The 20,297-nt window shown below is 63.1% G+C and carries 19 protein-coding genes; 8 read left to right on the top strand and 11 right to left on the bottom strand.

Annotated elements, in window-relative coordinates:
- Positions 1 to 546: 546 nt before the first annotated feature.
- The 3 genes from PSEMAI1_RS0111440 to PSEMAI1_RS0111450 all read left to right on the top strand — a co-directional run bounded on the left by PSEMAI1_RS0111440 (position 547) and on the right by PSEMAI1_RS0111450 (position 5,002).
- On the top strand, positions 547 to 2,319 hold the full coding sequence (locus PSEMAI1_RS0111440; protein ID WP_024303010.1) for an alpha/beta hydrolase: 1,773 nt from the start codon (positions 547 to 549) through the stop codon (positions 2,317 to 2,319).
- Between the two features lie 332 nt (positions 2,320 to 2,651).
- Positions 2,652 to 2,993: a zinc ribbon domain-containing protein YjdM gene (locus tag PSEMAI1_RS0111445; protein WP_024303011.1), complete on the top strand. Its 342-nt coding sequence runs from the start codon at positions 2,652 to 2,654 to the stop codon at positions 2,991 to 2,993.
- A 113-nt stretch (positions 2,994 to 3,106) separates the two neighbouring features.
- Positions 3,107 to 5,002, top strand: coding sequence for a bifunctional diguanylate cyclase/phosphodiesterase (locus PSEMAI1_RS0111450; RefSeq protein ID WP_029770660.1), 1,896 nt, complete (start codon positions 3,107 to 3,109; stop codon positions 5,000 to 5,002).
- A 48-nt stretch (positions 5,003 to 5,050) separates the two neighbouring features.
- On the opposite strand, the gene PSEMAI1_RS0111455 is transcribed toward PSEMAI1_RS0111450, so the two are convergent.
- On the bottom strand, positions 5,051 to 5,668 hold the full coding sequence (locus PSEMAI1_RS0111455) for a helix-turn-helix domain-containing protein (protein ID WP_024303013.1): 618 nt from the start codon (positions 5,666 to 5,668) through the stop codon (positions 5,051 to 5,053).
- A gap of 43 nt (positions 5,669 to 5,711) precedes the next feature.
- On the opposite strand from PSEMAI1_RS0111455, the gene PSEMAI1_RS0111460 reads away from it, so the two are divergent.
- Positions 5,712 to 6,404, top strand: a complete 693-nt coding sequence (locus tag PSEMAI1_RS0111460; protein WP_024303014.1) for a B3/4 domain-containing protein — start codon at positions 5,712 to 5,714, stop codon at positions 6,402 to 6,404.
- A gap of 22 nt (positions 6,405 to 6,426) precedes the next feature.
- Complete coding sequence (locus tag PSEMAI1_RS0111465; RefSeq protein ID WP_024303015.1) at positions 6,427 to 7,065, top strand: FMN-binding negative transcriptional regulator; 639 nt, start codon at positions 6,427 to 6,429, stop codon at positions 7,063 to 7,065.
- Between the two features lie 181 nt (positions 7,066 to 7,246).
- On the opposite strand, the gene PSEMAI1_RS0111470 is transcribed toward PSEMAI1_RS0111465, so the two are convergent.
- Positions 7,247 to 7,966, bottom strand: coding sequence for an SDR family NAD(P)-dependent oxidoreductase (locus PSEMAI1_RS0111470; RefSeq protein WP_084612681.1), 720 nt, complete (start codon positions 7,964 to 7,966; stop codon positions 7,247 to 7,249).
- A 35-nt stretch (positions 7,967 to 8,001) separates the two neighbouring features.
- On the opposite strand from PSEMAI1_RS0111470, the gene PSEMAI1_RS21325 reads away from it, so the two are divergent.
- A protein-coding gene (locus tag PSEMAI1_RS21325) for an IS3 family transposase (RefSeq protein ID WP_156943102.1) occupies positions 8,002 to 9,167 on the top strand; the annotation gives its coding sequence in 2 pieces (ribosomal slippage) (positions 8,002 to 8,266 and positions 8,266 to 9,167; 1,167 coding nt in all).
- On the opposite strand, the gene PSEMAI1_RS22320 is transcribed toward PSEMAI1_RS21325, so the two are convergent.
- The 6 genes from PSEMAI1_RS22320 to PSEMAI1_RS0111505 form a co-directional block, all read right to left on the bottom strand.
- Entirely contained in the window at positions 9,110 to 9,325 is a 216-nt protein-coding gene (locus PSEMAI1_RS22320) for an SDR family NAD(P)-dependent oxidoreductase (RefSeq protein ID WP_084612682.1), read from the bottom strand. The genes PSEMAI1_RS21325 and PSEMAI1_RS22320 overlap by 58 nt on opposite strands.
- Positions 9,326 to 9,452: 127 nt before the next feature.
- Entirely contained in the window at positions 9,453 to 9,632 is a 180-nt protein-coding gene (locus PSEMAI1_RS0111485; protein ID WP_024303017.1) for a hotdog fold thioesterase, read from the bottom strand.
- Positions 9,619 to 10,425 (bottom strand): oxidoreductase, encoded by an 807-nt coding sequence (locus PSEMAI1_RS0111490; RefSeq protein ID WP_024303018.1) that lies wholly within the window; start codon positions 10,423 to 10,425, stop codon positions 9,619 to 9,621. The genes PSEMAI1_RS0111485 and PSEMAI1_RS0111490 overlap by 14 nt, the downstream gene beginning before the upstream one ends.
- A gap of 69 nt (positions 10,426 to 10,494) precedes the next feature.
- A complete protein-coding gene (locus PSEMAI1_RS0111495; RefSeq protein ID WP_024303019.1) occupies positions 10,495 to 13,584 on the bottom strand; it encodes an efflux RND transporter permease subunit in 3,090 nt (1,029 codons plus the stop codon).
- Positions 13,581 to 14,759, bottom strand: coding sequence for an efflux RND transporter periplasmic adaptor subunit (locus PSEMAI1_RS0111500; protein WP_232219896.1), 1,179 nt, complete (start codon positions 14,757 to 14,759; stop codon positions 13,581 to 13,583). The genes PSEMAI1_RS0111495 and PSEMAI1_RS0111500 overlap by 4 nt, the downstream gene beginning before the upstream one ends.
- A gap of 27 nt (positions 14,760 to 14,786) precedes the next feature.
- Positions 14,787 to 15,404: a TetR/AcrR family transcriptional regulator gene (locus PSEMAI1_RS0111505; RefSeq protein ID WP_024303021.1), complete on the bottom strand. Its 618-nt coding sequence runs from the start codon at positions 15,402 to 15,404 to the stop codon at positions 14,787 to 14,789.
- A gap of 94 nt (positions 15,405 to 15,498) precedes the next feature.
- Between PSEMAI1_RS0111505 and PSEMAI1_RS0111510 the strand changes: the two genes are divergently transcribed.
- Together PSEMAI1_RS0111510 and PSEMAI1_RS0111515 are read left to right on the top strand one after the other, a co-directional pair.
- Positions 15,499 to 16,989, top strand: a complete 1,491-nt coding sequence (locus PSEMAI1_RS0111510) for an efflux transporter outer membrane subunit (RefSeq protein ID WP_024303022.1) — start codon at positions 15,499 to 15,501, stop codon at positions 16,987 to 16,989.
- Between the two features lie 238 nt (positions 16,990 to 17,227).
- Positions 17,228 to 17,551, top strand: a complete 324-nt coding sequence (locus tag PSEMAI1_RS0111515; RefSeq protein WP_024303023.1) for a hypothetical protein — start codon at positions 17,228 to 17,230, stop codon at positions 17,549 to 17,551.
- 416 nt (positions 17,552 to 17,967) lie between these two features.
- Here the strand turns inward: PSEMAI1_RS0111515 and PSEMAI1_RS0111520 are convergent, their stop codons facing one another.
- Genes PSEMAI1_RS0111520 through PSEMAI1_RS0111530 form a run of 3 tightly spaced genes read right to left on the bottom strand, consistent with a single transcriptional unit; the run spans position 17,968 to position 20,254 of the window.
- Complete coding sequence (locus tag PSEMAI1_RS0111520) at positions 17,968 to 18,423, bottom strand: chromate resistance protein ChrB domain-containing protein (RefSeq protein ID WP_024303024.1); 456 nt, start codon at positions 18,421 to 18,423, stop codon at positions 17,968 to 17,970.
- Between the two features lie 18 nt (positions 18,424 to 18,441).
- Entirely contained in the window at positions 18,442 to 19,041 is a 600-nt protein-coding gene (locus PSEMAI1_RS0111525) for a superoxide dismutase (protein WP_024303025.1), read from the bottom strand.
- 22 nt (positions 19,042 to 19,063) lie between these two features.
- Positions 19,064 to 20,254: a chromate transporter gene (locus tag PSEMAI1_RS0111530; RefSeq protein WP_024303026.1), complete on the bottom strand. Its 1,191-nt coding sequence runs from the start codon at positions 20,252 to 20,254 to the stop codon at positions 19,064 to 19,066.
- Between the last annotated feature and the right edge of the window lie 43 nt (positions 20,255 to 20,297).

The following is a 20,297-nucleotide window of genomic DNA, read 5'->3' on the forward strand; positions in this document are numbered from 1 at the left end:
ACGTATTGCCGGAGCCTCTCGTCGGCGCACTGCGCGACTGTCACGGACGCCGAGCTCCTGGTGCATAAGCGCAAGAACGGTGCCAGCTTCGGCCCAGCCACGACCCGCACCCGACAGCAAGGAAGAAAGGTTTTTAAAATCAATAACTTATCACTAACTCGAAAAAACTGACGGGCTGGATGAGCTGCATTGGTGTGGGCCGTACACAGAAAAGCGGAGAAAAATCGGGAAAAGAAGCTGCGACATCTGTCGCAGCGCCACGGCCGGCCTGCGACAAGTGCTGCAGTGAGATTCAGGCAGAAGAGCGACGTTGCCATCCACTTGGCATCGACGAATGCCGTCAGATATGAATTGAATTAACTGCTTAAAAGATCTTTAATTAACTTCGACTGATACGATCTCTGCCTGGTGCTTGTCGTCACTCTCGCCAAAACAAACCAGGGCGGAGAAGAAGCCGGGAGCGGCACCGGCAGGTAGCGCCGCACGCTCGCTACAGCGGTCGCACCGTGGAGCCGTGCGGCTGGCCGATTTGGAAAGGCATCGATCATGACGATATCCCGCCCCGCAGCAGGCCCCACGCCGGAACCCGGCCGTCGGCAGCCCCCTCCTGGCGACCAGCAAGCCTCCTCCCAGCCGGACAAGCGCAAAGACAGCACCTCCAACTCCTTCGACCCCCTCGGGATGGCGACCCCCATCGTCCAGGCCCAGCTGAGCTGGCTGCTGCACCCCCAGGAGCTGGGCGAACGTGTCGCCATGCTGTCGTCCGACCTGTGGCGGCTGCAATGGCATAGCTGGCAGCGAATGCTCGGCGTGGCGGATGCCGACCCGATCCCCCCCAACGCCGACGACGCCCGTTTCGCCGACCCGGCGTGGTCCGATTCGCCGACCTGGGACCTGGTCAAGGAGTGGTATCTCGCCTTCACCCGCCATAGCCAGGACATGCTCTACGACACCCCCGGACTGTCGGACAAGGAACGCCGGCGCGCGGCCTTCTGGTGGCGTAACTGGCTCAACGCGGTGGCCCCCACCAACTACCTGTGGACCAACCCGGTGGCGCTGCGCAAGGCGGTGGAAAGCCGCGGCGACAGCCTGGCGAAGGGGTTCCAGAACTTTCTGGACGATCTGCGCGCCGGCAACGTGCGCATGACCGACCCGGAGGATTTCGCGGTCGGCCAGAATCTGGCGACGACACCCGGCTCGGTGGTGTTCCGTAACCGCTTACTCGAGGTGATCCACTACACCCCGACCCGTCCGCAGGTGCACACCGAGCCGGTGGTCATCATCACGCCCTGGATCAACAAGTTCTACGTGCTCGACCTCACCCCGAAGAACAGCATGATCCGCTTCCTGCTCGACCAGGGGCTGGACGTCTACATCACCAGCTGGAAGAACCCGGACGCCTCGATGAGCGAGGTGAGCTTCGACGACTACCTCACCGAAGGCATCGACACCGCCGTGCAGGTGGCGCGGCGGCTCGCCAAGGCGGAGAAAGTCCATGCCACCGGCTACTGCATCGGCGGCACGGCGCTGGCGATGTACATGGCCTGGGCCAACCGGCGCTACGGTGCGGAAGCGGCACCGGTCGCCGACGGCACCTTCCTCACCACGCTGGTCGACTTCCACAAACCGGGCGACATCGAGGTGTTCATCGACAACGCCAGCGTGCGCTACCTGTGCTCTCAGATGGAGCAGAACGGTTACCTCGACGGCAAGGAAATGGCCTCGGCCTTCCGCTTTTTGCGCCCCAACAGCCTGATCTGGCATTACGTGGTCCGCGGCTGGCTGTACGGCGAGACGCTGCCGCCGTTCGACGTGCTGTACTGGAACATGGACACCACGCGCATGCCGAAAGCCATGCACTCGTGGTACCTGACCGAACTCTACCTGCACAACAAGCTGATCCAGCCCGGCGCGCTGACCGTGGCCGGCGAGGCGCTGGACCTGTCGACGATCCATCAGCCCATGTACGTGGTCGCCGCCGAGGATGACCACATCGCACCGTGGGACCAGACCTTCAAGCTGATCAACCACGGCATCGGCGAGAAGCGCTTCATCCTGTCGAGCTCCGGCCACATCATCGGCATCATCAACCCGCCCGTCACCCCGCCCAAGCGCCGCTACTGGGTGGACACGGCGCATCGCTCGGACCGGCCCGAACACTGGCGGCAGCGCGCCGAGGAGCGCCCAGGCAGCTGGTGGGAAGACTGGATGGCGTGGCTCAAGCCGAAGGCCGGAGCCCTGGTCGATGCCCCGCCCACCTCGACGAAGGAGTTCCCCGAGCTGGCGCCGGCCCCAGGCAGCTACGTACTGGAGCGCTGAGCACCCCACGAATGGGGACGGTGGCGGCGCCTTCCAACAAGGGCATCAAGCGACAGGAGCTCAACTCCCGCCCTGCCCGCGGCGCGCGATCGCGGCCCGCGCTGGCGCAGCCAAGAAGCCGCTGGCAACACCCCGGAGAGGCTAGCTTGTTAGAGAATCCCCTCTGGCAACGTGCCTTTTTTGTCACCGTTTAGTAGAATCCGGCAGTAAAACCCGGGCGTGACCGGGTTTTCACTGAGATTCCCCCCTTCCTCACAAGCAGGCGGGCGCCGTGGATGTCCGGTCGCCCGTCTTCTTTACTTTCACCCTTGACCTCAGAAGCAGGATGCCACATGAGCAGTTTGCCCCAATGCCCTCAATGCAATTCGGAATACACCTACGAGGATGGCAGTCTTTATGTCTGTCCGGAATGCGCGCATGAGTGGGCCAAAGACGCAGCGGAAGAAAGCCTCAACGAGACACGCGTCGTACACGATGCCAACGGCAATGTGCTGCAAGACGGCGACACGGTTACCGTGATCAAGGACCTGAAGGTAAAGGGCTCTTCGCTCGTGGTGAAGGTTGGCACCAAGGTCAAGAACATCCGCTTGGTCGAAGGCGATCATGATATCGACTGCAAGATCGACGGCATCGGCGCCATGCAGTTGAAATCAGAGTTCGTGAAGAAAGCCTAGCTATCGAACGGCGAGGCATGCCGTCGTGCGCTCGCCCAGCTCCTCCCAGCCCCGTACAAAGCCGTTTTCCCGTCCCGACCTATACTGAAAAGAATGGTTTGGAGGCAAAGATCATGGCAAGACCCAAGGTCACGGAAAACGGCGCCATCGGGGCCAGCTGCGTCACCCCGGCCGACTACGCCCGTCTGTACCGCGCGCTGCGCACCCTGAGCGCCGGCAACCGGGCGCTGGCGCGAGCACAGGACGAGGGAACCTTGCTGCAGGACATGTGCGACGCCATCGTCGAGCAAGGCGGCTATCAGATGTCGTGGATCGGCTACCTCGAGCACGACGAGCATCAGAGCATCCGCCCGATGGCGCATGCCGGCGTCGAAGAAGGCTTCCTGCAAATGCTGGATCTGACCTGGTCGGAAAAGGCCGTCACCCCATCCGGACTCGCCATCCGCACCGGCAAGCCGCAGGTCGGACATGATGTTCTGAACGACCCCGCGCTGGCCCCGCTGATGGAGGAGCAGAAAAAGCGCGGCTACGCCGCCGTCAGCGCCTATCCCCTCATCGTCGACGGCAACGTCGTCGGTAACCTGAGCATCGTCGCCAGCGAGTACGATGCCTTCGGCGAAGAAGAACTGCGGGTGCTCAGCGAGCTGGCCGACGACGTCGCCTACGGCATCAGTGCGCTCCGCAGCCGCGCGCGCCAGCGGGAAGCCGAGGCCGCGATGCAGCGGATGGCGTACTACGACCAACTGACTGGCCTGCCGAACCGCACCCTCTTCCTCAACCAGCTCGAACGCATGATCAGCGCCTCGAGCCCGCCGTACCGGCCGTTCGCGCTGGGCATACTCACCGTCGACCAGTTCCGTGAGATCAACGACGTGCTCGGCTATCAGCAAGCCAACGAGTTATTGCTGCAGGTCGCCTCTCGCCTGCAGGCCCAGTTGGACCAAGGGAGCTTCCTCGGGCGCGTGAGCGACAACGAGTTCGCCATCCTGCAGCCCAACACCGACGCCGAACGGGCCTCGCTGGAAGCAGTGCGACTGTTGCGCCAGTTCGACGAACCACTGACGGTGGCTGGAATCCAGGTCGATGCGCGGCTGCGCATCGGCCTCTCGCTGTTCCCGGGACACGGCAAGGAACCGGACGCCCTGATGCGGCGGGCCACCATGGCGGCGCGCCAGGCCCAGCATTCCGTGATGAATTACACGATCTTCAGCGGCAGCCTGGACAAGGAATGCACCCGCCACGTCTCGCTCATCGCCGAACTGCATCACGCCATCGAGCACGACGAGCTGCGGCTGTATTGCCAGCCCAAGGTCCAGTTCGACACCGGCAAGCTGTGCGGCGCCGAAGCGCTGATCCGCTGGCAGCACCCGGAGCGGGGCCTGATCGAGCCCAACCGCTTCATCAAGCTGGCGGAGCAAGCCGGCATGATCACCTCGCTGACCCACTGGATACTGGAAGCGGCCTTCCGCCAGATTTACACGCAGGAACAGGCCGGCCGGCCGACGCCGCTGGCGGTCAACCTGTCGGCACGCGACCTGCTCGACCCGCGCCTGACTGAACGCATCCGCGGGCTGTTCCTGACCTGGGGCGTCGATCCGGCCCACCTGCAGTTCGAGCTGACCGAAAGCGCCCTGATGGACGACCCAAGCGGGGCGCTCGCCACGCTCAACCAGCTCAAATCGCTCGGGGTGCAACTGGCGGTGGACGATTTCGGCACCGGCTACTCCAGCCTGAGCTACCTGCAGCGGCTGCCGGCCGATACGATCAAGATCGATCAGTCCTTCGTCGGCGCCATGATCTCCGACCAGGAGTCGGACACCATCGTGCGCTCGACCATCGACCTCGCGCACAACCTGGGGCTGCACGTAGTGGCCGAGGGTGTCGAGAACCGGGCCATCTGGGACCGGCTGACCACGCTGGGCTGCGATATCGCCCAGGGCTACTTCGTCAGCCGCCCGATCCCGGCCGAGCAGTTCGACAGCTCATGGCAGGCGGCGCTCGCGGCTTGAGCGCCCCTTCAGAAGTTCAGTGAGGCCGGTCATGCCCGGTTCGATGACTCAAAGTATCGTCGTCAGTTGGTGCAACTCGGCAACAGTCATCGTGAAGACCAGCCTGGCATCGCCCTCATTCGCATAGCGATGGGGGACATCCGTCCTGGCCACCGCCGAGCACCCTGCAGGAATGAACAGCTCGGTTTTATCCACCTTCACCGTCAGTTGCCCCTGCTCCACATGGAATAGCTCGAATGTCCCTTGCGGATGCCCGGGCGATTCAAACAATTCTCCGGGCTGCATCTCCCAGCGCCACAGTTCGATCATGTTTGGCCCGCTTGTCCCCGCCAGCAAGCGGGCGGTTCCGCCCTTGGGGCCCGTCCACAGCGTCGGGATGTCCTTGCTCTCAATCAGACGCACCGAGGGGGCACTGGCCACGTTCACGATATCCGCCACCGACACGCCGAGCGCCGCCGCAATCTTGCAGAGGATGGCGATGCTGGGATTGGCGGCGCATTTCTCGATCTCGACCAGCATGCCTTTGCTGACGCCGGCGCGCCGGGACAGTTCGTCCAGGGAGAGTTTCTGCTTCTTTCGATGTTCTTTGAGCTTGGCGGCGACCGCTTCGCTGACGGAGTGCACATCGGCACCCGAGTCGGTCGATATATTGACTTTTTTGGTCATTGGTCGGTATTATGGAATAAATCGGTCACCAAAGGATTCTCCAATGTTCCCCGTTCTGCCGTCAATCGATTCGAATATCGCCAGCCTGGCCCCCGGCTTCCGTGCGCTCAGCATCGGCGTCGAAGCAGCCGACATCGTCAATCCGGACATTGCCGCCGAAGCGTTGAGCCGTGCCTGCCGGTCGCTGACTACCGGGGATGTTGCATGGGCTGAGGCGCATCTTCTTGCTTGGGCCGACGCATTCAGGAAGTTCGGCGCCAAGCCGCAGCGGACCCCCTGTTCTGCTGAGGCCTTGCGCAAACGGGTGCTGCGTGACGGTGGCATGCCGAGCATCGATCCGGTGGTCGATCTGTACAACGCCATCAGCATCCAATACGCCGTCCCGGTGGGCGGCGAGAACTTTGCGGCGTATGTCGGCGCCCCCCGGCTGGTCATCGCGGATGGAACGGAACGGTTCGACACCATGAAAGACGGCGCGCTGGCTCACGAATCACCCGAAGCGGGGGAAGTCGTGTGGCGAGACGACGTCGGGGTGACCTGCCGGCGCTGGAACTGGCGGCAAGGAGTCAGAACCAGGCTGGGCTCCGAGGCCAAGCTGATGTGGTTCATCCTGGAGAGCTTGCCGGCGATGCCGCTGGACGCACTGCAGGAAGCCGGCGATCAATTGGCCCAAGGGCTGCATCTCATGATGCCGGGTGCCAGCATCGAGTCGAAGCTGATCGGCTTCGAATCCTGATTGCAGAGCCCCTGGAGCCGACATGTATTTACCCGCTCATTTCAATGAATCCCGCACCGACATCCTGCACGAATGCATTGCACAACATCCATTCGGCACCCTCATTACCCACGGCAAGAGTGGGCTGGATGCCAACCATTTCCCGTTCGAACTGGCGGTGAATGAAGGCGAACTCGGCGTACTGAGAGCGCATATTGCACGAGCCAATCCGCTATGGCAGGACGTCGAAAACGGGGACGAGGTACTCGTCGTCTTTCGTGCGGGAGATGCGTATATCTCCCCGAACTGGTATCCGACCAAACACGAGACCCAGAAGCAGGTGCCGACCTGGAACTACATCGTTGTCCATGCCTATGGTCGAATCCACTTTCACGATGACGAGAAGTTCGTACGGGGTGTGGTTGCCCGGCTGACCCGTACACACGAAGCATCGCAATCGACCCCGTGGAAGATGACCGACGCCCCCAGGGACTACATCGATTCCTTGCTTCAGCGGATCATCGGTCTGCAGATCGACATCGCGCGCCTGGTCGGGAAGAGCAAGCTTGGCCAGGACGAAGTAGCACGGGACATCCTGAGAGCCGGCGAAGCGCTCAGGGCGCGCGGGAACTATCAGATTGGTGACGCAATGCTCGCCCACGCGGCGGGAAAGCCGGAATAGGACAATCCGTCCCAACAGACGACTACGACAAGATGTCTGACAACTGAAAACGACGGATGGCGCGAAAGGATCAACACCCAACGCTTCATCGCGTTCCTGCGCGAACGACTGGAACAACGCAGATGAGCGCCGGTTTAATTCGACATAAGCATGCATGACCTACTACGATGCCGACGTTCGCTTATGCCGAGAAGGTAGCGTCTTCCGCGTACCGAGCCGCAGCATATTTAAGGGAGAGCAGAGGGACAAGGTCAAGGCGCATCGTGTTCAAGACATCCCATTCCAGCATGTCGGGCAATGATGGGATCGTGACGGTCTCGCAGAGGTCCAGTCCGGCCAGCGCCGCATCGACCATCTCGTCGACCTCCATCACCATTCCGGGCGGCAGGTAGGAAATGTCGATGCCTGCGCGCGCCCACAACTCGGTGCGGGTCGCCCCCGGCAGCACCACCTGCACCCGCACACCCCGCGGGCTCAGTTCCTGCTCCAGTGCCTGGGTAAGATTGAGCACGTAAGCCTTGGTACCGCTGTAGGCACCGTTGTATCGCTCCGGTGCCAGTGCCAGGACCGAGGCTATATTGATCAGAGTGCCTCGCCCGCGTGCGGCAAAAGCGGTTGCTGCGGCCACGGCAAGCTGAGTCACCGCCACGACGTTCAGGCTGATCATCTTTTCCAGGCGTTGCGGCTCGGAGCCGATCAGCGGACCGATCATTGCGATCCCCGCATTGTTCACCAGCAGGCTGATCGCCGGGTCGCTGCTCAGACGCTGGGCGACTTGTGCGACGTCGGCAGCAACGGTCAGATCGGCCCTCAAGGTTTCGACACCGACACCGCTCCCGGTGCGCAGTTGGGCCGCCAAATCATCCAGGCGCGTCTGGGGTAGCCTGATTCCCGCGGACAGTTCCGATTGTTACCATTGACAATCGGGAGTGTGAAATGAAGACCAGAAAGACATATCCAGTAGAGTTCCGTTCTGAGGCGGTAAAGCTGGTACTTGAGCAAGGGCTCAGCCTTGAAGGGGCGGCCAGGCGGCTGGGTATCCCCAAGGGTACATTGGCTAACTGGGTTGTAGCGGCGAGGTCTGGCGGTGACCAACCGGCGCCGGGGGCGCGCAGTGTCACGGAGCTGGAAGCAGAGAACGCCAAGCTGCGCAAGGAGTTGGCAGAGGCACGCCTGGAGCGAGACGTCATAAAAAAAGCTGCAGCGTACTTTGCTCAGGCATCACTGCCCGGTACGCGTGGATAGAAGAGCACCGAAACCTATTCCCGGTGGTGGTGGCCTGCCGGGTTCTAGCGGTGTCCCGTGCTGGGTACTATGGCTGGCGTGGACGTTCTCCATCTGAGCGAGAACAAGAGGACGAGCGGCTGAAAGTGGCGATCCGGGCGGCACATGCCAAAACACGGGAAACCTATGGCGTACGCCGTTTGCAGCCAGAACTGGCGGCGATGGGCTTTGAGGCCGGGCGTGATCGCATCGACCGTTTACGACGCCAGATAGGCATCCGGTGCCGGCAGAAGCGCAAGTTCAAGGCGACCACCAATTCGGCCCACTCGTTGCCGGTCGCGGAGAATGTCTTGGGTCAGGTGTTCGAGCCGACCCGCCCGAATCAGGTCTGGACGGGTGATATAACGTACATCCCGACGGACGAGGGCTGGCTGTACCTAGCGGCACTGAAGGATGTGTTTAGCTGCGAGATCGTTGGCTATGCGATGGGCGCGCGGATGACGACCGAACTGGTCAGCAAGGCGCTGTTCCGGGCGGTCCAGCACCAGCGGCCGCCGGCCGGCTTGATCCACCATACGGATCGTGGCAGCCAATACTGCGCCAAGGCCTACGGGGATTTGCTGACGCAGTTCAGGATGCATAGCTCGATGTCACGCAAGGGGAACTGTTTCGACAATGCGCCGATAGAGAGCTTCTGGGGAACGTTGAAGAACGAGCTCGTCCACCATCGCCGTTACGCAACGCGGGCGGAGGCGGAGGCATCGATCAGGGAGTACATCGAAATCTTCTATAACCGCCAACGCCGTCACTCGCGGCTTGGCTACTTGGCGCCGGCTGAATTTACCCGGAGGTACTGGAATTCAGCCAAGGCCGCTTGAATCGGAGCTGTCCGCTCTTGCCAGGACACCCCAGTCTGATTCCGTGCAACTAAAAGAAGGTCGAAGCCACGTTGCGCCAGGCGGTTGGCATAGGTCGCGCCGATGCCGGAGCTGGCCCCGGTAATCAATGCCAGGCCGTGCTTGCTGTGCTTGCTCATATGCAATCTCCAAGGAATTGAATCGATGCCAGGCAATCTCTGCGCCTTTTCTAGATGACAATCGTCATCATTAGCGCCCGCTGAGCCTTGTCCACTGGGTCTGCAGTGTTTCTAGCGCAACTTGCCCTCAGGCTGCCGGCACGTCGAAGACAAAACAGGTGGTGGTCGCATGGGCGTACAGCTTGCCTTTTTCATCCTCGACACGGGCTTCTGCCGTAGCCATCTGACGCCCCACGTGGACAACCTTGGCGACGGCACGCAACGGGCCGGTCTTGTGGGAGGCTGGGATCGATTCAAGCCAGCCCAAACGTTTTCCTCAGGCCCTTCTCGACCGGGCCAGCGGGCATGAAGCGGCTCAACTTGGCCAGAAGAGAGGCCTCGCCTTTGGGCGTATGGCGCATCTTCCAAGCTCCCAAAGCGGCATCGACAATCGTGGTGGCTACTCCATCGGGCTCGGGCGCTTTCTGGACATTGTTTTGGATGGCCTGGGAAACGACGCCGAGCTCTTTGTTGTAGTCAGAGATTCTGGAAACGGTCTGGGGCGCATTGAGATCCAGGTTGGTTTTGGTAAAGGATGGTTCGACAAGCGCCACGCGAATGCCGAATTGGCGCACCTCGTGATCCAGGGTCTCGGACAGCCCTTCAACGGCATGCTTGGATGCCGAATAGAGCGCCATGTACGGCGCAGGCAGAAAGCCCAGCACCGAGCTGACGTTGACGATGCGACCAGAACGCTGCTCGCGCATGTGCGGCAGCACCGCCTTGGTCGTGCGCAAGAGGCCGAAGAGATTGGTGTCGAACAGCGTCTGGGCTTCGGCAATCGACGTTTCTTCCGTCGCGCCGAGCAGGGTCACGCCCGCACTGTTGACCAGCACGTCGATGCGCTTGGCCCCTGCGATGATGGTCTGGATTCCACGTTGAACTGACGCTTCGTCACGGATATCCATCTCGATGAGAGCAACACCGGGTATTGCCTGTGCTTTTGCCGTATTGCGCACCGTGCCGAATACGCGGCAGCCCCGCTGGGCAAACTTCTCGGCAGTAGCCCGTCCGATACCAGACGACACGCCGGTGATGAGTACAACAGTCTGATTCTTCATGGCTTTCCTTTTCGATACAGAAAGATAGCGATTGCGCGATTCAGGACAGGCCGCCTTGGCGGCCCATCTTCATGCCGGTTCCTCCACCAAGGAGCGGCTGACGCTGGCGGGTCTGATCTTGAACCAGATGGAATACATGGCCGGCAGGAACACGAGCGTCAGGATTGTCCCGGCAAAGGTGCCGCCGATCAGCGTGTAGGCGAGCGTCCCCCAGAACACCGAATGGGTCAGCGGGATGAAAGCCAGGATCGCAGCCAGTGCGGTCAGGATCACCGGACGCGCGCGCTGCACGGTCGCTTCGACCACCGCACGGAATGGATCCAGCCCGGCCTGTTCGTTTTCACGAATCTGTCCGATCAAGATCAGCGTGTTGCGCATCAGGATGCCCGACAGCGCAATCAGGCCGACCAGCGCATTGATGCCGAAGGGCTGCTGGAACAGGAGCAGCGTCGGCACGACGCCGATCAGCCCCAGCGGGCTGGTCAGGAAGACCATGACCATTCCCGCGATCGAGCGGACCTGCAGGACGATGATGAGCAGGGTGATGGCCAGCATGATGGGGAAGATCGGCAGCATGGCGACCGTCGCCTTGCCTGATTCTTCGATGGAGCCGGCCTCTACGATGCGGTAGCCACTCGGCAGTTTCGCCATGATGGGCTGGAGCTGCTGGGTAATGGCCGTGGACACGTCCGGCGGCTGCAAGCCTTCGGCGATGTCGCCCCGCACGGTGATCGTCGGCATGCGGTCGCGTCGGCGCATGATCGGCTCTTCCATGCGCACCTCGACCTTGCCCACCTGCGACAGCGGGATGCGCTGCCCATGGGCGCCCGCCAGCGTGAAATCGCCGATCTTGGCTGGGTCGAGCCGGACATTACCGGCCGAGCGTGCGACGACCTGCACCGTGCGAATGTCCTCGCGCACAGAGGTGACGGGCACCCCGGTCAGCAGGAATTGCAGTTGTTGCGCCACGGCGCTCGAGCTCAGCCCCACCGCCTGCAACCGGTCTTGCTGCAAGGTGAAATGCAGCGTGGGCACACGTACTCCCCAATCCGTGTTGACCGTGCGCATCAGCGGGCTGGCGTCCATGACCTGCTGCACCTCGGCCGCCACTTTGCGCAATACCTCCGGATCAGGACCGGTGACCCGGTAGGCCACCGGGAATGGCGAATAGGGACCGAATACCAGTTGGGTGACGCGCAAGCGTGCCTCGGGGGCCAGGCCGTCGGCGATGGCCTGCCGCAGCCTCAGTTTCAACGCTTCGCGCTCGTCCTGGTTGTCCGTGCGCACCACGATCTTGGCAAACGACGGATCGGGCAGTTCCGGTCCCATCGAGAAGAAGAAGCGTGGGGCGCCCTGGCCAACGTAGGCGGTGACGATCCTGGCTTCCTTCTGCTTGGCGAGCCAGGCTTCCACCTTCTGTGCAGCGGCGCTGGTCTGGGTGATCGACGTGCCATAGGGCATCTGCACCTCGACCAACACTTCAGGCCGGTCAGAAATCGGGAAGAACTGTTTCTTGACCACAGCCATGCCGAGCACCGACACCACGAAAAGGCCGATCACCGAGCCAGCGACGATCCACTTGCGGGCAATGATGCGCCCCAGCAGTTGGCGGAAGCGGTTGTAGCGTGGCGTGTCGTAGATGGCATTGTGACCGCCTTCGACCTTCTTGAAGTCGGGCAACAGCTTGACCCCCAGGTAGGGGGTGAACACCACCGCGACCACCCACGAGGCGATGAGCGCGATGCCCACGATCCAGAACATATTGCTGGTGTACTCACCCGCCGTGGATCGGGCGAAGCCATTGGGCATGAAGCCGACCGCCGTGACCAGCGTGCCCGACAGCATGGGCGCCGCGGTGTGGCTCCAAGCATAGGCCGAAGCGGCGATCCGGTTGTAGCCTTCTTCCATCTTCACCACCATCATTTCGATGGCGATGATGGCGTCGTCCACCAGCAAGCCCAGCGCCAGGATCAGCGACCCCAACGTGATGCGGTCGAAGTTCTTACCGGTCGCCAGCATCACCGCAAAGACGACGGCCAGCGTCAACGGCACGGCCGCAGCGACCACGATGCCCACGCGCCATCCCATGCTCACAAAGCTCACCAGCATGACCACCAGCACCGCGGCGAAGAACTTGACCATGAACTCATCGACCGCAGAGCTGATGTTGACGGCCTGGTCGGTCACTTTGGTCAAGCTCATGCCCAGCGGTTGCTCGGCGTTGATCGCCGTCACCTCGCTGTCCAAGGCCTTGCCCAGGTCCAGCCCGTTCCAGCCGTCGCGCATGACGACGCCTAGCAACAGCGCCGGTTCGCCGCCGTTACGGATCATGAACGTTGCCGGGTCTTCGTAGCCGCGCTTGACCGTGGCGATGTCCGACAGCTTCAGTGTGCGGCCTTGCGCCACCACCGGCGTGTCGCGGATTTTCTGCAGTTGGTCGAAGGCACCGTCCAGGCGGATGAACACCTCCGGCCCCTTGGTTTCCACCGAGCCGGCCGGCGTCAGCGCATTCTGGCTATTGAGCGCGGCGAACACGTCCTGGGGGCTGACGCCCAGCGTGGCCAAGCGATCATGTGAGAACTCTATATAGATCCGCTCCGCCTGCTCGCCAACGATGTTGACTTTCTTCACCCCCGGCACATGCAGCAGGCGCTGGCGCAGCGTTTCCGCGTCGCGAACGAGCACGCGCTGTGGTTCGCCCTTGGCCTTGAGGGCGAACAAGGCAAAGGTCACATCGGAGTACTCGTCGTTGAGAAACGGGCCGATCACGCCGGGCGGCAGATTACGTACTTCGTCTCCGACCTTTTTGCGGGCCTGATAGAACTCGTCCTGCACTTCCGACGGGGGTGTGCTGTCCAGCAAGGTCAGCGTGGTGAAAGCCAGTCCAGGACGGGTGTAGGTCTCGCTACGGTCATACCAGCGCAACTCCTGCAGGCGCTTCTCGATCTTCTCGGCCACCTGGTCTTGCATCTCCTGCGCGGTGGCGCCGGGCCAGGCGGTGACGATGGTCATCACCTTGATCGTGAATGAGGGATCCTCCGCCCGCCCCAGCTTGAAGAAGGACATCACCCCGCCCAGCGAGATCAAGAGGATCAGGAACAGAGTAATGGCGCGTTTGCGTACCGCGAGCGCCGACAGGTTGAAACGGCCTTCGCTCACGGCTTGACTCCTTCTGCTGCAGTGGCGACGGCTTGGTCAGCCACCCGGATCTGCTCTCCTTCGCGCAGCAGGTGCGCGCCGAGCGCGACGATCCGGTCGCCTTGCTTGATCTGGCCAGCGATGCGCGCGCCATCGTCCCCCAGGTGCAGGACGGCGACCGGCCGCCAGGAAACCTTGGCCGGCTTACCATCGATCACCCACACCCCCGGTCCCTTGCCCGCATCGAACAGGGCACCGATCGGCACCTGCAAGCCGCCTTGTGCGGCGGAAGGCCCCTCCGGAATCCGGATGGTTACCGTGGCCCCCAACGGGGCGTCGGCCAGTTCGCCCTCCAGCACATAGCGCGCCTCGAAGGTGCGGGTGAGCCGGTCCGCGGTATCGGAAAGCTGACGAAGTTTGGCCGGAACGCTAACGCCTTCCTTGCCGAACAGCGTGGCTTGCCCGACGGAACCGACCGCGGGGCGCAGGGTTTCCGGCAACTGGATGACGGCCTCGCGGCGCCCGGCGTGGGCCAGGCGCACCACGATCTGTCCCGCGTTGACGACCTGGCCGGGCTCGGCCAGCGTTTCCATGACCACCCCATCGCCATCGGCCACCAGCTCCGCATAGCGGCTCGCATTACGGGCCACGTTGGCCTGCGCTTCGGCCGCGCTGAGCTGGGCCTTGGCGGCATCCGCCGCCGCCTTGACCTGGTCGTAGGCCGAAGCCGAGATCGCGCCGGTGCCACGCAGTTCGCGGTAGCGGGCTTCATCCTCCGCCGTCTGCTGCCCCCGCGCTCGCGCGGCTGCCACCGCTTCCTGCTGTGCATGCGCGGCAAGCTGCAGATCGACCGGGTCGATACGCATCAACGGCTGGCCGCGCTTGACGGTTTGCCCGGCGTCCACCAGCCGCTCCAGGATCTTACCGGGAACGCGGAAACCCAGGTCGCTCTGCACCCGCGCCGCGACGATGCCGGTGAAGGAACGCTCGGCCTGGACAGCGGCCTCCACCACCCCCACCCGCACGAGAGGAGTCTGGGTCCGCGGATCAGTTGAAGACATGGCGTCGCTGCACGCCGCCAAGACTAAGGGCAGCAGACCGACGACGGCGAGGAAGGGAATAGTACGGCGCTGAAGCATGGCGACCTCCGGGAACACGAAGGCCTCCATCCTCCATCTAGTGACTATTTTTGTCAATAGTCACTATCGCGATTGTTGAACTGGCTAAGGGGCCAGGCTGCGCAGCACCAAGTTGGAAAGCTGCACCGGCGCCTCCTCCGCAACATCGAGGTTGTACTGGAGCAGGAGCGGATTCACATAGGGCTGCATGACGAGATCGATCGCCTGCACCGTCTCGTCCAGCGGGGTCTTGCGCTCGAACTCGCCGCTCTCCCGCCCTTCGCGGACCACTTCCGTCAGGATCTGCCGGATGCGCTCGCAGTAGGCGCGGGCCGACGGCCAACCCTCGCCGGCGGAATACGCGGCGATGTCGTACAGCTTGCGATCGTTGAAGAACAGACTCACGCCGGTCGACACCAAGGTCTTGAACATTCTACGGAATTTTTCTGTTGGCGTTGCTGCGCCAGCCACCGCCTCTTCCACCGTCACGACGATGGCGCTCAAGGTCTTGGCGCAGATGGCCTCGCCGATGGCCTGCTTGGAATCGAAGAACTTGTAGATATAGGCCTTGGAAAAGCCGATCGCCTTGGCCAGGTCGGAGACCGTGGTCTTCTCGTAGCCGTAGTGGCTGAAGTGCTCTCTGGCCGCCTCCACGATTTGCTCTCGAACGCTGTGGTCGGCGGGGCCACGCGACTGCGGGGCGGAAGACTCGATTTCACTCATGGAAAAAACAATACCTCGTATGCTCGTGCTTGACAACTAGTGACTAGTTTGGACTATAGTCACAACAACAGTTCAACTCCCCGTAAGGACTCTCATGTTCGCCCACCCCCGCTGTCTCGCCCTCCTTCTGAGCGTCGGCGTCTTGACGGGCTGCGCCGCTGGGCCCGACTACCGATCACCCGAGATCGCGCTGTCGTCCACCTTCCTCGGCCGGGAAGCCATCGATCACCGGCAGGTTCAGCACAAGGCAGACCTCACGATCTGGTGGGCCGCCTTCGACGATCCCCTGCTGACGCGCTTCGTCTCCTTGGCCCTCGAACAGAACCTGGACATCGCGCAAGCGGCGGCACGTGTTGCCCAGTCGCGCGCGTCATTGCGCTACGCCGATGCGGCGCTGCTTCCGGCGGCCAACGTGAGTATAACCGCTGCGAAAGCCTACCAGTCAGTCGAGACCCCGCTGGGGCAGGTGCTCAACGCCACGCCCGGCTTCGATCGCAGCGGCAGTTCCTACAAAGCCAACCTCGGTGCGAGTTGGGAGATCGACGTGTTCGGCGGTCTGCGGCGGGGGCGGGAAGCCGCCCGCGCGGAATACGAGGCCTCCGAGGCCGGCGCGGTGGCGAAACGGCTGGCCGTGGCCGCGCAGACGGCGGACGTGTACGTCACGATCCGGGGCTTGCAGGCGCGCATCGCGATCGCCCGACAACAGGTGGAGACCCGCCGCCAGTTGCTCGCCATGGTCAGGCTCCAGTACCAGAAGGGGATCGCCGCCGAGCTCCAGATGAACCAGGCCGTGGGCTCGCTCACCCAGGCCGAGGCGCAGATCCCCGTCCTGGAAGCCGGCCTCGATTCGGCGATGAACGCGCTGGACGTGCTGCTCGGCGTGCAGCCGGGAACCTACCGCGCGGAGCTGGCCCCGGTGGCGCCGGTCCCGGTCGCGCCGGGGCTGGCCGAGACCGGCACTCCGGCCGAGATGATTCGGCGTCGGCCGGATCTCATCGCCGCCGAGCGGCGCCTGGCTGCGGCCACTGCGCGCATCGGCGTGGCGGTCTCGGAGTACTACCCCAAGTTCTCGCTCGCCGCCCTGCTGGGCAGCGCCACCGCGATTGCGAGCGGCAACCTCTTCACCGCGGCTGCCAGCCAGGCCCAGGGCGTCCTCGGACTGCGCTGGCGCCTGTTCGACTTCGGCCGCGTCGACGCGCAGATCGCCGCCGCCCGTGGCCAGGAGGCCGAAGCCCTGGCGGCCTGGCGGCTGGCCGTGTTGCGGGCGGCCGAGGATGTCGAGAACGCCTTCTCCGCCCTCGTCAAACGCGAGGCCCAAGTCGGCATCCTGACGCGGGGCGAATCGTCGCTCGCCCGTGCCCGCGAGAACTCGCTTGCCGCCTACCAGGGCGGCGTCGTCAGCCTGATCGAGGTGCTCGATGCCGACAGCAACCTGCTGCAGGCGCGCGACGCGAAGGCCCAGGCGCAAACGGAGGCTGCGCGCGCCGCCATTGCCTCCTTCCGGGCATTGGGGGGCGGATGGGATGCGCCGCATGCAGGCAGCAACCGCCTCTCCAGCCACCTTTCCACTACCGACCGCAGGTAAGCGAATTGGCCAAAACAAACACTTCATGGGTGCTCATCACGGGCGCATCGAGCGGCTTCGGCGAGGAATTCGCCCGCCAATATGCCGGGCAAGGCCACTCGCGGGTCTGGTGGCGCGCCGGCGGCACCAGGCCTTTTTGTCGCGCGCGATGAACGGATAACACGTATTTCCCACCCGAGCGGTGCCAAGCGTCAACGGTGCCGCCCGCCGACTGCTTCACCTGAACAGGAGACTCATCATGAATTCGACTCTGGCGTTGTCCGGCATCGCCCTCGTCATTTCCGCCCACACCGCACTGGCCGATGCCGGTCGCCCGCTGGATCCTCACGAGCAGGCGCGGCAGTCGATACTGAGCGTAACGCAGCATTCGGCCGCCATCCGCTCCACGACAGCAACCACGGCGCTGGCGCCGACGGATCCGCATGAGCTCGCACGTCAGCGAATCGTTGCGTCACCCGTGACGGGCGTCGCGTTCCGATCCGCACTTGCGACGGCATCGCAGCCGGCGATCGACCCGCACGAGCGCGCGCGCCGCTCGATTCTGGGAAGCTCGGGAGAGTGACGAAGCGCTGCGGCGAGCGTCTGCCGGGGAATCGTGCACTGCCCTCGCCTGATCGTTATGCAGAATCGCCGGAGTACCCCGAGCCGGGGTAGTTCAGCATGATGGTATTTGCTATTCGGCGTGTAGTTCGAGACCACTGCCTCCTGGCACCGGGGAATTTTCAGGCGAACAGCGCGTCCGCTGTATGGCCGATATCAGCCACTTTAGCACAAGAGCATCAATGGCTGCTTTGGTTGAACTGGAGACGGTTGCTCTGTCCACTCCGACTTCCGGTTCTCCGCCAAAGCCGCCAGTCAGGGAGATTCCGCTAGATGGATGCTTCCGGCCATGACTGGCCATGAGGCGTAGGAACCCCAAAGCGGTCCGTCAACCGTTTGTCAGCTGTGAAAATCGGTCGCCCAGTAAAAATCTCTTCGTCACATCTTGGGTGGCCAGTTATGCGTTTCCGCCTGGCAGTGCTTGCACCAGGCGTACAGCGCCTCGTACATCACCAGTCCATGCTGCAGCATCTCATGATCGTCGGCATAGACCTGGGAGAGCCCGAGCGAGAGCGCGTAGAGCCCCGCTGACTGTGGGGTCAGGTCGAGCCGCGACGTGTCGGCGCCACGCACGATGACGGCGAGCTGCTGCAGCGCCAGATCTTCCGTGAGGCGGTACTTCTTCAGGAAGGCATCGAAGCTGCACAGCTCGCCCTCGTGCGAGAGCTCGACTCCGGGAATGTCATAGGGAATGGCTCCCGTCTCTGCCGCCACCTTCAGCACATCGGCCGGAGGGGCGAACAGAAACTCGGGTGACTTGTCGATAAAGCGCGTAATGAGCCAAGGACAGGCAATGCGGTCGATCTTCGGCCGCTCGCGTGTGATCCATTTCATACGAATGCTCCTGTATCTTCAAGCTGTCTGACTAACTTGGTCGAACGCTGCGGCCACCCGCTCCCAGTGGATGTTCTGCATGAAGGCGTCGACATAAGCGCCAGCCTTTGCACCGTAGTCCATGTGATAGGCGTGCTCGTACATGTCCAGCGCCAGGATCGGCGTGGCGCCGGCCAGGGTATGGGCATGGTCGGACGCCCATTGGTTGATCAGTTTGCGGTCGCGTGGCGACCAGGTCAGCAACACCCAGCCCGAGCCCCCTCCCAGCGCCTTGCCCATGGCGCTGAACTCGGCGGCCCAGCGCTCGATGCTGCCGAAGTCGCGCGCCAGCGCGTCGGCGAGGCGGCCGACCGGCGCGCTGCCGGTGCCGCCCAGGCTGTTGAAGTACAGCTCGTGCAGGATCATCGAGTTGGCGGCGATCAACTCTTCGCGCTTCAGGCCATTGAGTTCGAACACCGGCGCGCTGGCGAAATCCAGGTTCTGCAGTCGCTCGCTGATCGCGTTCAAGCGCTTTACCGCGCCGCTGTAGTTGTTCTCGTGGTGGCTGCGGATCAGCTGTTCGGACAGACCGTTGAGACTGGCGGCATCGCAGGCCAAGGGCTGGATCTGGTAAGTCATGGGCAATCTCCTCTTATTGATGTCAGTGACGCAGCAGCGGGTACAGCAGCAGGCCGATGGCCGCCGCGCCGACGACGATCACCGGCTCTTGCAGCTTCTTGAAGCGCCATAGCAACAGGATGGTGCCAATGGCCAGCAGCACGGTCGGCACATCGATCAGCGAGCGTTTGGCGATCACGATGACCGAACCGGTGATCGCACCGACCGCCGCCGCGGTGATCCCGTTCACGAACGCCACCACCCCCGGCAGCTTGCCGTATTTCTTGAAATACGGGGCGGGCAGGATGGTGAGCAGATAGCACGGCAGGAACGTGGCCAGTGCCGCCACACATGCCCCGGGAAGCCCGGCGACCAGGTAGCCGATGAAGCCCACCGTGATAACCACCGGACCCGGCGTGATCATGGCGACGGCGACGGCATCGACGAATTGCTTGTCGTTGAGCCAGTGGTGCTCGGTCACCACGCCCCCGTAGAGGAACGGGACGATCGCCAGCCCGGAGCCGAACACGAACGCCCCGGCCTTGGCGAAGAAGAGGCCGATCTGGCTCAGCAGCGACAGATCCAGTCCGGCCAGCAGGCTGCTGGCGGTCGGCAACTGGGCGGCAGCGACCGCGTTCAAGCTGCCTTTGCCCAGCCATTTGGGCGGCGCGTGCCAGAACCAGCCCAGCACGCCGGCCGCCAGGAACAGCCAGGCGATTTCCGATTCGGTGATCACCGTGACGGTGAGCAAGGTCAAAAAGATCGCCCACAACAGCTTGTCCTTGCCGACACTCTTGGTCGTCAGCTTGTGGGCGCTGATCGCAATGATGCCGATCACGGCGGCGCCGACCCCGTAGAACACGGCCTGCATCCATTGCAGCCCGCCAAACTGCTGGTAGGCCCAGCCCAGTGCCACCACCATCAGGAACGAGGGCAGCACGAAGGCCAGCCCGACCAGCGTGGCGCCCAGGATGTGGTAATGCACGTAACCGAGGTAAATGGCGGTTTGCGCGGCCATCGGCCCCGGTGCCAGTTGGGCCAGGGCGAGGCCTTCCTTGTAGTCGGATTCGGAGATCCAGCCGTGGCGCTCGACCAAGTCTCGGTGCATGTAGCCAACCAGGGCCACCGGCCCGCCGAAGCCGAAGGTGCCGAGGCGCAGGAAGTACAGCACCAATTGCCACAAGGTGTAGGGCGGGTGCGTGCTGATGGGAGCGGTATTGCTCGTATTGTTCAAGCTGATCTCCTGATGCGGAAAGGGTTCCAATGGGTATTGGGGC

The organism is Pseudogulbenkiania sp. MAI-1, assembly GCF_000527175.1.
GTDB lineage: Bacteria > Pseudomonadota > Gammaproteobacteria > Burkholderiales > Chromobacteriaceae > Pseudogulbenkiania.

Bases quoted from the DNA above. Each gene is read 5' to 3' on its own strand.
- PSEMAI1_RS0111440 (WP_024303010.1), top strand. From the start codon at position 547: ATGACGATATCCCGCCCCGCAGCAGGCCCCACGCCGGAACCCGGCCGT.
- PSEMAI1_RS0111445 (WP_024303011.1), top strand. From the start codon at position 2,652: ATGAGCAGTTTGCCCCAATGCCCTCAATGCAATTCGGAATACACCTAC.
- PSEMAI1_RS0111450 (WP_029770660.1), top strand. From the start codon at position 3,107: ATGGCAAGACCCAAGGTCACGGAAAACGGCGCCATCGGGGCCAGCTGC.
- PSEMAI1_RS0111455 (WP_024303013.1), bottom strand. From the start codon at position 5,668: ATGACCAAAAAAGTCAATATATCGACCGACTCGGGTGCCGATGTGCAC.
- PSEMAI1_RS0111460 (WP_024303014.1), top strand. From the start codon at position 5,712: ATGTTCCCCGTTCTGCCGTCAATCGATTCGAATATCGCCAGCCTGGCC.
- PSEMAI1_RS0111465 (WP_024303015.1), top strand. From the start codon at position 6,427: ATGTATTTACCCGCTCATTTCAATGAATCCCGCACCGACATCCTGCAC.
- PSEMAI1_RS22320 (WP_084612682.1), bottom strand. From the start codon at position 9,325: ATGAGCAAGCACAGCAAGCACGGCCTGGCATTGATTACCGGGGCCAGC.
- PSEMAI1_RS0111490 (WP_024303018.1), bottom strand. From the start codon at position 10,425: ATGAAGAATCAGACTGTTGTACTCATCACCGGCGTGTCGTCTGGTATC.
- PSEMAI1_RS0111505 (WP_024303021.1), bottom strand. From the start codon at position 15,404: ATGAGTGAAATCGAGTCTTCCGCCCCGCAGTCGCGTGGCCCCGCCGAC.
- PSEMAI1_RS0111510 (WP_024303022.1), top strand. From the start codon at position 15,499: ATGTTCGCCCACCCCCGCTGTCTCGCCCTCCTTCTGAGCGTCGGCGTC.
- PSEMAI1_RS0111515 (WP_024303023.1), top strand. From the start codon at position 17,228: ATGAATTCGACTCTGGCGTTGTCCGGCATCGCCCTCGTCATTTCCGCC.
- PSEMAI1_RS0111520 (WP_024303024.1), bottom strand. From the start codon at position 18,423: ATGAAATGGATCACACGCGAGCGGCCGAAGATCGACCGCATTGCCTGT.
- PSEMAI1_RS0111525 (WP_024303025.1), bottom strand. From the start codon at position 19,041: ATGACTTACCAGATCCAGCCCTTGGCCTGCGATGCCGCCAGTCTCAAC.